The sequence below is a fragment of the Arthrobacter sp. Dra40 genome, assembly GCF_059091905.1.
This window is the reverse complement of record NZ_JBNHHB010000157.1, coordinates 1-11,968: the sequence shown is the minus strand read 5'-3', so window position 1 is coordinate 11,968 and position 11,968 is coordinate 1. Positions and strand designations below refer to the sequence as shown.

Here is an 11,968-nt window from a genome sequence, read left to right as displayed (position 1 = left end):
TACCGCTTCAACGCGCAGCGCAGCGCAGCCATCGAGGCGCTCCTGGTCAACGTCGCGCAGGACGGCACTCCCGAGAACAGGCAATTCCAGAACACTACAGGCAAGAGGGTTGTGCTTGCCGGAGCCGCCGTCGCCCTTGCGGCAACCGGCGGGGCAGTGGTTATGCAGCTGCCCGTGACGGACAAGAGCTCGATAGCGTGCTTGGCACGAGCTGAAATCCACGGTAACCAGTTCCCTGGAACCACCGTGACATTGGGAGTTCCGAGCACCGCAGAGCGGCCGGACAGCACAGTGATGATCGAAGACGCTCTGTCCGTGTGCCGCGATGTTTGGGCCCAGCATGGGTTGGACCCGGACGATCCTGACGGCACCGCACATCCAGACCTGCATGATCCCAGCTTTTCCTCCCCGGTTCCTGAGCCATTGACCGTATGCGTGCTCAAAGACGGTCGTGCCGCAGTTATCCCCGGGGACGAAAAGGTGTGCGAGTCATTGGGGCTTGTCTTGAAGAGCGACACGGCGGTGCGGCCCCAGAAATGACCTCCCACTCCTGTAGCCGTGGATACCCGTACGCTTCCGTGGTCACTATGTACGGGCGGGCGCCGCTTAGCTGCTGATCGGGGCATCCCCCACACCCTAATGGTTCCCCCAAGTTGGCGGTGCAAGGATGTGGGGATGCAGCAGCAGGCATTGATGCTCCTCATCGTCGGTGTGACTTTGAATATTGGATCGGCCATTTATGGCCTCTTCTTTGCACGGCCACGACGGGAAGGGGAACCCTTAGGGACTCAGCGGAAAGCGCTACTTTCCCTGGGCTTGGTCGGTGCGCTCTGCATTGTCTGTTCGGCTGTTCTTTTCGTCGCTGGCGATCGGTGAACCACTCACTCTTTGCTTTTGTACATAATGGGTTCCCTTATGCTGGCTCTACGCTCCGCGAAGGCTGAAACCAGTTGACGGGTACATGCAGGCGAGTCGGCGCCGCTATCCGCGTCATATGCGCTGTTATCGGCGTTGCCTTCTGGGGGCTGCGCCTCGCCCTCCTGTCGCATTGCGATGACTCGTACCCCGGTACCGGCATCCCGAGTTACGCTTTCCTGCCTGCCAGCCACTATTCGAAGCTCTGCTCATCCCGCACTTCGTTAATATGAACTCTCTTTAAGGGGAGCAAGGTTGAGCGCATAGACCGCACTTAGGTAAGCCCGCCCCGCGAACTCTCTCCGCGTGGGCGGGTTTCTTTCGCTTCAAGCTCAGGACAAAGTAAAGGTGGAATCAAGTTATCCTCAATAGGCTTGATCGACCACAACATCTAGTACTCCGCACCCCATGAACGACACGCCCAGGAAGCGGCGACACGATACTTTTCCGAGCTGTGGGCAGGGAATCCACAGGCTGTGGACGACGGATCGAAAAGCCCGGAAATTCAACTGTTTAACCACCGAAAGATATCCCCACGGGCTGTGGACGGTCATGGGAATGGAATGACATACTTGTAATACATCATCTTGGGGTTCCGATTGGCCGGAACCACTAGATGTAGTGTTTGTATCAGCAAGAAAGAAAGGCCTCAGCTGACACAATGTCTCTGAGGACCAAGGTGCCAGACTGAGGCCAGGATATCTCGGGAAAGATGCCCCAAGCCTACAGGCTCAGACGCACTGCGACTAAATGGCGCTGTGCGGGCGAGCCGGTGTGTCTCACCGCCTCTTGCGGGAAGGCAATTCAATGAGTAAGCAACTCAAGCCCGGTAATACTGCCCCAGCTTCAGGGCAGTACGAAATGGTTGGTCCTCGCGGGGGTCGGACGAACGTCGAACGGACAGTAGTCAAAGGCGAGACGCTGCCGCCGACCGAACGCGCAGGACAGGGCTATATCTTGGCTGACCGGAGCAAAAACGGTGCAGGACGTAGCAAGTAATGCGCCGGGAAAGGTCGCTGACTGACCTTCCGGAAGACGGCGAACGCCAGTTCTTCGAGGGATCTCTTGCAGACCCACGCGGGTATTGGGCGACTTACAACCTCGCCACCCGCGAATGGGTACGCGACAGGTAACCCGCGATTAGCAGTAGTAGCCAGCCCCGCCCAACCACTCTTCCGGCGGGGCTGGCTGCTGACCACTCTCTCCCGGTCACGCAGGCAAAACAGATGCTGCTACTTATACGTCACCCAGTCATCGCCATCTTCCAGCCACAGGTCCTTATGTTGCGGGCAGTAATTGAACGTCGAGTCCATGGAAACAATGGTCAGGTCACCCTCCGCCCGGTGGTCGCCGTCCGCGTTACTGGTGATTGCGTCCTTGATGTGGTCAACGCCGTCTCCGCGCTCAAATGCATTGCAAATCGACAGCGCAAATTCAACGACTTGTGCCTCGTCCTTGAAATACCCGGTTAGGAGATCGTCTACGTCATCGTTTAGATTGCTGACGAAAAAATCATCCGGGTATGCCCCGCCGCCCGGCTCGATACTAATGGCCGACGCCGCAGGCTCAGCGGTGGCCGTGACTGTGGTCGTCACCGTAGGTACAGGCGATGGCTCCTCGGCCTGTGCGTTGGAACCAGCGCAGCCGGTAAGCCCGACCGCGGCCACAGCACCAACCACTATCGCGCCTACCCCAATTCTCAACTGCGCCTTACACAACACAAGTCCCCCTCTTGTAGAAATTCATAAACCCCCTGAATCCTACAGGCGCAGTGGACGCCAGCACTCGAAGTAGGCGTCGATTATGACTTCCATGAGTCTGTCGAGATGCTCATCGCTAACCACGCCGTCATTAGTTTTGATGCACTTCCGGAGGGCAGGGACCTTCTCGTTGAACTTTTCCCTGCTGGGGCGCGCAAAAGCTCGAAAAGCTCCACGTCCTGGACCAGGCGGCGCATATCTCGATACCCGATCTTCATGCCGGCCTTCTTCGCTTCCGATTTGCGGACAAAGTGATCCGTTTTGAAAGCGGAGGATCCCAGGAGCTTTTTCAGCGAAAGTTTTCCCACCGATACCGGCGAGGAGCTTCAGTGCGTACGCCCATTCCATGGTTGCCTCCTGCCTGATGAGCGGGCGCTGCACCTACCCAACCTCGGATCAGTGCGCTACTGACCATGAGCTGGATTTCGAGCGTCGACGGTGGGGACGGTCCCGGTGCCGGCTGCTGTTTCGGTCTGGGTTGTATCAGTGGCGATGCTCATGGGAGCACCTCGCTTTCAGGGGCATAGAGAAAGCCCCCGTCGTCTGGACGGGGGCTTTCGGTGTGTAAGTGGTTGCGGTGAAGGGAAGAGCGCGGCTGTTAGGTCGTCAGGATGAACAGTAAGGCCGGCAGGAACAGTAAGGCTTGGATTGACGACGAGACGAGCGATATGACAGCGATCGTCTTCGACGTGCGGCGCAGCCTTCCGGAAGCGGTCTTCCGGATGGCCAGGACGGTGGAGACGATACTAAGAGCGAGCTGGATCGGAGAGGAGTAAACGAGCAAGGCAAGGTAGCCCACCGCGGCCCATCCCTCTGACGCCAGCATCATCACAGAGACTGCTGCTGACCACAGCAGCGCGGTTGCCGCCAGGATCAGGGAAGTTGTTCGCATATCCGGGTTCCTCTCATCCAGCTGGTCGGGGGTCACCCTTGCCGGGCTTGACGTTCAGCCGCGCGTCAACGTCCTGGTGCTCCGTTTCGCCGTGGGCCACCAACTTGTCATAGACCAGACCGCCCAGAAGCCAGTCAAGCCCATGCCTCTGACAGGGAAATCGATCTTTGGGCGTTCTCAACTCAGCAGATTGCGGACGGCAGCGTGAAGCGGTTAGGCAGGTCAAATACGACCGTTTGAGACCCTGTCAGTTCGACCTCCATGATCACCCGAGGAATGGCCTGGATCGAGCTGTCGGAACTCGTTGCCGGAATCATAGTCAGTCAAAATAAGGGGAGAAGGCGTTATTGACCACTGAGAGCGGACTGCGCCGGAGAGAGGCCCGGCTTCGGTCGCTAAACTTTCTGGCGGAGCGCATAACCTGTGATCTCAACGATGAGTGCTAGCTGGTTTCCGGCTTAGCGTGGTCTCAAGCGCAGGAAGCAAATGATCAAGGGGGATATCATGCCGATTGCGTCTCAGACCTGCTCGACGACGGGCTGCGCCAACCCGGCGGCCTTCACTACGCGAACGAAGCCGGCGTGGTGCGAGCCGTGCCTTGGGGAGATCCTCGGCGAGCTGGGCATGGATCCTGTGACGGCATTCCCTGGCAAGGCCGAACGCTGGCGCACGCGTTGCCGCCTCTGCGGTGCCGAGTGCGACTACAAGTTCGACTACCTCCTCGAACTGCGCACGCGTGATGAGCCCGCGTGCCGACGGTGCTACTGGGTCGTCTGGACCATCGAGGCCGACATCATGTCCCGACGCCGCGATACCGTCAGCAAGGCTGAAGTTGCGGAACACTTGGCGCGGAACGGTTTCGAGCCGGTCGAAGAGATCGTGGAACTGCCCAGCGGCGGATGGCCAATTATCACCCGCTGCAGGCGATGTGGCATCCAGCAGGCCGAGCGCATGGGCGACATCGGCTGGGGGTGTGTCTGCACACGCAATGGGAAGTCGAGCAACTCGCTCGCGAGAAAGCCTCGTGGGGCCAAGAACCTGTTCATCGACTCCAAGAACCCAGCTTTGGCTTGGTGGAACCATGACCTCAACGACGCCTCGCTCTGGGCAACCGTTACTGCTCGCGCCCATAGGGAGTGCCACTGGAAGTGCCCAGCGTGTGGGCACCTCTTCACTGCCGCCGTGTACTGGATGACGGGCAAGGCAGAGTGCCCAAAGTGTGAGCAGGAGCGCCGCGCCGCGTGGCGTGTTGAATGGGAGCGGCTGAAAGTGACCCCAGTTTCCGATATTCCGGAGCTTCTCTCGGCCTGGGCGGACGAAGCCGACCCCCGCGTGGTGATGACCGCCGGCGGTGTGCCCCGGCGTTTTCGCTGCAAGAACGGGCATCACCCGAGGGTGCCCCCAAGCACCTTTCTCAGCTCGGGCTGCCAGTTCTGCCGCACGCCGAAAGGAAATGGCCCATCGGCAACCCTAGCCAAGGTTCTGCCGGAGATTGCCAGCCAGTGGCACCCGACGTTGAACGGGAAGTGGACGCCTGAGAAGGTCGGTCCGGATTCCAAGAGGATGGCTTATTGGAGGGCCGACTGTTGCGGCTATGAGTGGGAAGAGCCTGTCCGCGACCGGAACAAGTACCAGCGCCAGCGGTGCCCGCGATGCGAGACGATCTTGGACTCCCTAGGATGGGTGGACCCCGGTCTGGCTGCCGAATGGGATCCCGCGAATCCTGTGAGCCCCTGGCATGTCCGGCCCCACGGCCGTACGGCCTTCACTCCTCGGTGGATCTGCTCCGTCGACCCTTCCCATCGGTGGGAAGCCGACCTTTCCTCCCGCTCTAACGGCTCCGAATGCCCGGAATGCCGTGAGAGCGGAAAATCCCGGGTAGAGAAGCAGCACTTTGATGCCGCCAAGTCGCTCTTCGCGACAGTGAAGTCGGGCGCGTTCGTACGGGACGCTGCATTCAGTACCCGGAAGCGGTGGTCGGTCGACATCCTCGTTGAGCACAAGGGAGTGAAGGTGGCTGTGGAGTACGACGGAGCTTACTGGCACCGACCAGAAGCCAAAATGGAGGTGGACCGGCGTAAAAGTCGTGACCTGCTCGCTGCCGGCTACCGCGTCGTGCGCCTGCGGGAGGACGATCTGCCAAAACTCGGGATCGACTTGCCGCACTATCTTGAATTGCAGGTCTATTCGACGGCCCCCAGGCCGAACGAGACGTTCTCCCACATCAAGGAGTGGTTGGCCGCGGCGGCGTGATGGGCCCCGTTATACATCTCGTCAAAGGACCGGTTGCTGGGACAAAACTTTGGCCCCTCCTCCCGACTGGCCAGGTCCCGGGTTCCCGGGATCTGGCTTGTCTCATCAATATGTCTCACGCATGTTATTCTCATCAGAAGGAAATTAGACCTTTGATGGGACTTCGGGGAGCAGTATGGCAAGTATCGGGTACGCCCGGGTCAGCACGGTGGACCAGAATGCGGATCTGCAGCATTCGGCGCTGAAGACTGCCGGCTGCAAGCGGATCTTTACAGACCACGGAGTCAGCGGCACGCGGGCCAGCCGCCCGGAAATGGATCGGATGCTTGACCACCTGCGGGAAGGGGACGAGGTGGTGGTCTGGAAGCTGGACCGGCTGGGCCGCAATACGCGGAACCTGCTGGCCCTGATTGATGATCTGGAGGGGCGGGGCGTGCACTTCCGATCCCTGACTGAGGGCATCAGCACCACTGGTGCCATGGGTAGGGCCATGCTCACCGTGATGTCCGCCTTCGCCCAGCTCGAACGCGACCAGCTGGCCGAACGGACCAGGGCGGGTATGGCCGCAGCCGCCGCCCACGGGCGGCGGGCCGGACGGCCGGAGGTCACCGCACAGGACCGGAAGGTGAAACGCACCCGCGAGCTGAAAGCCCAGGGCCTCAAACCTGCCGACATCGGCAGGATCATCGGCGCCAGTCGCGCCACCGTCTACCGCTATCTGAGCATGGACGCTGACTGACCGAACCACCCGGCACAATAAAAGCAAGGCAACGGTAAGGGAAGACCATGGGCACCGAGGTACGCACCGCTGATGACATCTACCAGGCACTGGGAACCCTCAGGTTCCAACTGGAACAACTGTCCGAACAGGGCCGGATCGTCATGAGCCGCGACAGCTCAAACAATGAACACCCCGAAAGCCGAGCCGCGATTAGCGACGCGCTGGCAGGACTGGACCAGGCACGGGAGGCCATGGCATGGATGGAAACAATGGCCACGGTAGATGGGGATTATCCGGTGCTCAAGAGCTAAGCGGGCACCGGGCAGCCGCCTAAGCCGTCTTGGCCTTTACGACTTTGAGCGTGTCTTTATGGGAGCCGCCGCCAGAGGAGTGAACTTCGAAGGTGTAGGTCGTCTTCGGTTCAAGGCCGTACATGCCCAGCTTCCTCAACTTGGATGCGTCTGCCCGGGTCTTCCCGGAAGCAAAGCAGGGATCCTCGTCATACTCCTTGTCCAGGATGATCGTCCCGACGTATTTCCGGCTCTTGGCCTGCGAGCCCTTGTAGACCGTGGTCGCATAGAGCCCGGCCCATTTTTTATGCGAAGAGATCTTCAGGCAAGTGAGGGAACCCTTGACCTTGCCCCGCTTGCCCGTCATTGGGTTTTCGATTTCATCGAAACGATTCTTATATGTCTTCGCCGTTACTGTCATGTCTCAGGTCCTCGTGGACAGTTCATGTCTCATGTCTCCATTGACAGTCGTTGTCTCAGAGCTTTGTAGACACTTGCTGTTGGGCGATGGGCTCTCGGCATCCTGGGTGGCCGCCTTCACGGGTCGTGCTTTTCGTTTGCGGACTGCTGCGGAGGGATCGGCCATGATGCCAGCTGGCTTGCCGTTGCCGACGTAGCGTGTTCCCTTCGGGGGCCGGGGATGGCTGATGATCTCGGCGCCTCGGGAGTCGAAGAACAGGATCTCTGCGTCGTCATACAGGATGTGCACCGTCGAACCGATTTAGTGCTTGCCCATCCTGAAGTTGGTTCCGAGAACAGTGGCGTTTCCCATGGCCCCGACGATGCGCTTGGTGCTTTGCCGTCCGGTCCCTGTCGCGGCAGGTCCGGGTGGCGATGGTGCCGGCGCTTTGGGCGTTGCTTCCCATGCCTCTTGGGGGGTCATGTTCGGTGGCAGGGACTGATGGACGCGTTCGGTGTTGTAGTAACGGTCGAAGACATCGATCTGTGACTGCAGGACGGCCATGGACTCCGCCGGCGGCTGCCGGTGAAGAAACCTGTGCAGCGTCTGGTGGAAGCGTTCGTTCTTGCCCTGGGTCGTCGGTTTGTAGGGTTTGCCGGTGATCGGCTCAACCCCGCGGGCCTTGAGGAATTCGACGAGGGCCCCGCGTCGGCCGCGTCGGGTGGGATTCAGCGCCGCCCCGTTATCCGAGAGGAATTTTTGCGGCACGCCATGACGCTCGATCGCCAGTGTGACGATCGCGATCGCAGCCTCGCTGGTTTCCCCGGCCGCGACCAGCGAGGCCAAAGCCAGACGGGAATGGTCATCCACGAGCTGAAAGACTGCAACCGTCTTCCCGGAGGCCAGGGGCCATTCCGTGGAATCAATCTGCCAGCAAGCGTTTGGCTGCGGGTAGGTGAACCGCTTGAAGGAACTGCGTGGCCGCTTCCTAGGTTCCGGGACCACGGCACCGGCCCGTGAGAAGATCCTGGCCACGGTCGCCCGCGAGGGAGGCTCGAGGCCTTGGCGTGTCAGCTTCGCGATCACCGAGAGCGGGCCATGATCGAACCCTCCCTCTTCCAAGCTGGTCCGGGTCGCCAGTAACAGCTCCACCATGGCCGGCGGGGTGGCCGTGGGAGTGTTGCGCGGGATGGGCAGCTTTTTCTCCAACGCCTTCACCACGCCCACGTCTGCGGCCGCACTCCGGACTTGGTAGAACCAAGCCCGGGAAACTTTATGGGTTCTGCAGAACGCGGTGACCGCTCCGCGAGGGGCGTCTTCTGGCCAAGTAGCTACGGCATGGCGGACCTTGATATCTGGTTGTGGGTTGCTCACGCCTCAGAGCAAAACCCGCAGAAGTGTCCACGAAGCCCTGAGACACAGTGTCTACACAGTCATGAGACATAACTGTCCAATAAGTCATGAGACTTCACATGTCTTCGCCGTTACCTTGCTGACCGCGGTCGGTCCCTTGGCTGCCGCCGAAGCGGGAAGGACCGGTCCTGCCAGCAAGACCAAGGCCACCGACATACCCAAACAAACAGCCCCAAATTTCCGCATTTTCCCCAACATTCATTAATCCGTGCACCGCATGACTGTGCCACCATATAACCGTCAGATAGTGATCTTCCGGCATGGCGCGATACCGGTTGTGTTTGACGGGATTTTTGAGAAGCGAATGGCGAAACCGGGTCCGGCCCTGAGAGAGCCCTGTCCTATGCGTCGCGGATGGGGTTCCGGCCCGGACCGCGGTCCACCAGCGACTTGTCGTTAGCCGTCGAAGATCCAGTCCGTTTCATCGACGACCTCGGCGATGTCCGCAACTTCCTCCCGCAGGCGTCCGATGAGCTCTTGTGCTGCGTTCCGTGACGACTCCCGGTTTTCAGGGGAGTCCCAGCCGGTGAATGGCGCGAAGTGGCGCTCCCAGAATTCGAACCAGGCTTGAAGGTCGCTTGATAGCGACGGCGAGAGTCCGTAATCTGCCGGTTCCATGGCGTACTTGTCGGTGTAGCTTTCCCAGAGCGGACCGTGGCCGTAGTCGGGAAAGAACCGGATTCTGCGGCGCGGGCCGGTAGTCCTCATGCACCGAGTCTACGAAGCCGGCCCGAGTCAGGATCGTGACGCAGGGAAACGGCTCAGATCCGGTCCAGGGTCGCAGGGCGGAAGCCGCAGCGGTACCGGACCGGCTAACGCGACACGATATCGGACCGTTCACCGGCCACGCAGCCTCACTTGAGTTCGAGTGACCCGCAACGTGAGCGTCTTGGTCTTTTAATATATTCGTGGGTGGGCGCTACGGAATCTCAGCTCCAGAGAGCGGAAGCGGCCCAGTCCGATGGGGCGCCGATGTGCGATATAGGCAGTAGCTTTACATCTGGGTAGCCGCGAAGCACCGCCGGCAGCAGCTTCGGACGTCCGATTCCTCGATGCTTGAGCATGTGCTGAATGAGACTCAGCTGTCCGTAAGTCCGGTTCATATCGTTGCGCGCTTTATCGAGAGCTGGGTATTGGCCGACACTTGGTAGTTTTGGCTTGATCGCGTGAACCTTGTTGAAGAGTCGTCCGTGGTGGGCGCAGATGTTCCGTACGACGTTTAGCGACTTCATCCACGACTCAAGCTGGGGTGCAGCCAGACCGAACTTATCGGCGACACTGTCTTGGATGTGGCGGGGCGAAAAACCGTACAGGTAGGTGAGCGCTCCCCAATCAAGGATCTCGGTTGCAGCCCAAACGGGAAGTGTTCCGCCGTACTTAGCATGGTGGTGCTTTACAAAGTCTTCTTTCGATTCCTTCAGATTCTTCTTGTAGCGCTGAAGCCAAGTCGCATAGACATTGCCCTGGGATGCACGCGGGTTAAGCAGTCCGGGGTGGAGGTGGGCGCACTCGTCGATCATGCCAAGCTCATGACCAAGCAGAGCTCGAACAGATAGTTCGACGGGGGTTAGGCAGGCAAAGGTTGACGTTCGGAGGATCTCGTCAAAGTTGTACAGCTTAATGACGTCCGGCAGAGTCGTCCCGGGGTAGAAATCGTCTTCACGGTGATGCCCGGTCTGGCGCCGAAATGGGTACCAGTAACCGCTCAGTCGGTAGTAGTTGACGTCCTGGAGATGCTTGATCGCCGCGTTCCGATCGCCAACATCCATCCCTCGGGAGGCGAGTAGATCGACCTGCTCCTTATAGGTCCTAAACGCCTTCAAGGCTGCCGGCAACTGCGCCTCCCTCGCCGAGACAAAGTGAAGACCGGCCCTGGACCTACCGAAGTAGGCGGAACCGGTCGTAGTGCATTCAACTATACCCGAGTTAGTTTGGCTTGCTGATATTGGAGGGGGTTGGGGCCGGCATGTTGCGTCAGCTTGGCACTTAAGACTTGGGGCGGCAAGTGTCATGAAAAATGATCCTCAGCCCTAAGCTGACGCACTTTTCGGAGCTCTGCTGACGTCAGCTTGAGGTGTACTCCATTCGGACACTGGAGATGACATTACACCTGTACTCGCTGGGCGAATTGGCTACGCAGCTTATGGGTTGGATTCCCCGGACGCTGCCCCGTAGGGCTTCGGCTAACTCGGGGCTGGGCCGGAACGTCACCCGTGAGGGATTCAGTCAGGTTCAGGCTGAGCGAGGCCGCAAGGGCGGTCTGAAGGGCGGCGTTTCAACCGCCGCCGTACGGGCCGCTGAGAAGATAGCCAGAGACGAACTGATTAGGGGTGGGGTCCTATGAGCGCACAGACGCCGGCCCGTCGAAAGATGACGGCGCGGGAAGCTGCAGAGCAATACGGCTGTTCACCGCGCTACATCCGATCTGTTGTGGCGGAGCCACGTCATGAGTACCTGGCACGCGCGGCTGAGCGCCAGCGTCAGGCCGCTGACCTGAAAGACGAGGGGCTGACCAACCGGCAAATTGCCGAGCGTCTCCAGTGCACGCCTAAGGCTGCTGAGAACCTGGTCCTACGCGGCCGCAAGGCGCGGAAGCTGGCCAGTTAGTGACCACCACAGCCACGGGCACACGTCCTGCCTGGACTCTCACCGAAGCGGTGGAGCGTACAGGCGCCAGCCGTTCCACGCTGCGCCGTTACCGTGATGCCGGTAAGTCCCCCCACGCCTACAAGGACGGTTCCGGTGTGTGGCGGTTCCCTGTTCCTGACCTGTTGGCCGCTGGCTTTCGGTTCACTGACCCTGGCCAGCGTGACCACCTGAGCACGTCCAGTGAACATGTCCAGCCTGAGCCTGAACAGCCACCTGCTGACCACCTGAACACAGCCACACAGGCTGAGCTTGAAGCGGTGAGGGAAGCGTTGGCCAAAGTGCGTGAGCAACTGGCCACAGCGGAGCAGCGCGCCGCCGTTGCTGAGGCTGTGGCGGCTGAGCGTGAGCGCATGATTCAGACTCAGGCGATGGCCTTACGGATGCTTGAGGCAGGCAAGGGTGTTCAGCGTGAACACCCTGAGCAACCTGCTCAGCAGCCGGTGAACGTGGCCACTGACCACCCTTTGACCGCACGGCATGACCACCCTGAACAGGCCAGCGTGAACATGGAAAAGGACGGGCGCCAGCCCGTCCCATTCCTGCGCCGGCTGCTGGGCCGGCGGTAGCTCCAAACCTATCGTCCTCCGATGACGAACTCTCCTATGACAGTTTCTCCGTCCTGCTCAAACACTGGAATGGCCCGGCTCTTTCCGGCGTTCTCTTCCTGCCACGCCA

General features: G+C 60.1%; 14 protein-coding genes. 7 read left to right on the top strand and 7 right to left on the bottom strand.

All coding sequences use genetic code 11. From position 1 onward, the window contains the following. Together AC5RWT_RS28790 and AC5RWT_RS28785 are read left to right on the top strand one after the other, a co-directional pair. Positions 1 to 540 (top strand): hypothetical protein (locus AC5RWT_RS28790; protein WP_494083176.1); only part of this gene is annotated, 540 nt, incomplete at its 5' end. Positions 541 to 675: 135 nt separating this feature from the next. Then, the gene (locus tag AC5RWT_RS28785) at positions 676 to 876 is read left to right on the top strand and encodes a hypothetical protein (protein ID WP_494083175.1); all 201 of its coding nucleotides are present in this window, start codon (positions 676 to 678) and stop codon (positions 874 to 876) included. Between the two features lie 1,271 nt (positions 877 to 2,147). Here the strand turns inward: AC5RWT_RS28785 and AC5RWT_RS28780 are convergent. From AC5RWT_RS28780 to AC5RWT_RS28770, 3 genes are all read right to left on the bottom strand, one after another. Continuing rightward, entirely contained in the window at positions 2,148 to 2,594 is a 447-nt protein-coding gene (locus tag AC5RWT_RS28780; protein WP_494083174.1) for a hypothetical protein, read from the bottom strand. Between the two features lie 81 nt (positions 2,595 to 2,675). Then, complete coding sequence (locus AC5RWT_RS28775) at positions 2,676 to 3,023, bottom strand: hypothetical protein (RefSeq protein WP_494083173.1); 348 nt, start codon at positions 3,021 to 3,023, stop codon at positions 2,676 to 2,678. A 250-nt stretch (positions 3,024 to 3,273) separates the two neighbouring features. Beyond that, entirely contained in the window at positions 3,274 to 3,567 is a 294-nt protein-coding gene (locus AC5RWT_RS28770; RefSeq protein ID WP_494083172.1) for a hypothetical protein, read from the bottom strand. A 486-nt stretch (positions 3,568 to 4,053) separates the two neighbouring features. Between AC5RWT_RS28770 and AC5RWT_RS28765 the strand changes: the two genes are divergently transcribed. From AC5RWT_RS28765 to AC5RWT_RS28755, 3 genes are all read left to right on the top strand, one after another. Further along, a complete protein-coding gene (locus tag AC5RWT_RS28765) occupies positions 4,054 to 5,820 on the top strand; it encodes a zinc-ribbon domain-containing protein (RefSeq protein ID WP_494083171.1) in 1,767 nt (588 codons plus the stop codon). A 175-nt stretch (positions 5,821 to 5,995) separates the two neighbouring features. Then, positions 5,996 to 6,559 (top strand): recombinase family protein, encoded by a 564-nt coding sequence (locus tag AC5RWT_RS28760; protein ID WP_494083170.1) that lies wholly within the window; start codon positions 5,996 to 5,998, stop codon positions 6,557 to 6,559. 47 nt (positions 6,560 to 6,606) lie between these two features. Then, complete coding sequence (locus AC5RWT_RS28755; RefSeq protein WP_494083169.1) at positions 6,607 to 6,852, top strand: hypothetical protein; 246 nt, start codon at positions 6,607 to 6,609, stop codon at positions 6,850 to 6,852. 19 nt (positions 6,853 to 6,871) lie between these two features. Here AC5RWT_RS28755 and AC5RWT_RS28750 read toward each other — a convergent pair whose 3' ends face one another. From AC5RWT_RS28750 to AC5RWT_RS28735, 4 genes are all read right to left on the bottom strand, one after another. Continuing rightward, on the bottom strand, positions 6,872 to 7,252 hold the full coding sequence (locus AC5RWT_RS28750; protein ID WP_494083168.1) for a hypothetical protein: 381 nt from the start codon (positions 7,250 to 7,252) through the stop codon (positions 6,872 to 6,874). Positions 7,253 to 7,552: 300 nt separating this feature from the next. Beyond that, complete coding sequence (locus tag AC5RWT_RS28745) at positions 7,553 to 8,458, bottom strand: DDE-type integrase/transposase/recombinase (RefSeq protein ID WP_494083167.1); 906 nt, start codon at positions 8,456 to 8,458, stop codon at positions 7,553 to 7,555. 582 nt (positions 8,459 to 9,040) lie between these two features. Next, positions 9,041 to 9,352: an immunity protein CdiI family protein gene (locus AC5RWT_RS28740; protein WP_494083166.1), complete on the bottom strand. Its 312-nt coding sequence runs from the start codon at positions 9,350 to 9,352 to the stop codon at positions 9,041 to 9,043. Between the two features lie 221 nt (positions 9,353 to 9,573). Beyond that, positions 9,574 to 10,479 carry an Abi family protein gene (locus tag AC5RWT_RS28735; RefSeq protein ID WP_494083165.1) on the bottom strand — a complete coding sequence of 302 codons (906 nt, stop codon included), beginning with the start codon at positions 10,477 to 10,479 and terminating at the stop codon, positions 9,574 to 9,576. A gap of 505 nt (positions 10,480 to 10,984) precedes the next feature. Here AC5RWT_RS28735 and AC5RWT_RS28730 point away from each other — a divergent pair. Together AC5RWT_RS28730 and AC5RWT_RS28725 are read left to right on the top strand one after the other, a co-directional pair. After that, positions 10,985 to 11,251, top strand: a complete 267-nt coding sequence (locus AC5RWT_RS28730) for a sigma factor-like helix-turn-helix DNA-binding protein (RefSeq protein ID WP_494083164.1) — start codon at positions 10,985 to 10,987, stop codon at positions 11,249 to 11,251. Next, positions 11,251 to 11,859, top strand: coding sequence for a helix-turn-helix transcriptional regulator (locus AC5RWT_RS28725; protein ID WP_494083163.1), 609 nt, complete (start codon positions 11,251 to 11,253; stop codon positions 11,857 to 11,859). The genes AC5RWT_RS28730 and AC5RWT_RS28725 overlap by 1 nt, the downstream gene beginning before the upstream one ends. Positions 11,860 to 11,968: the final 109 nt, after the last annotated feature.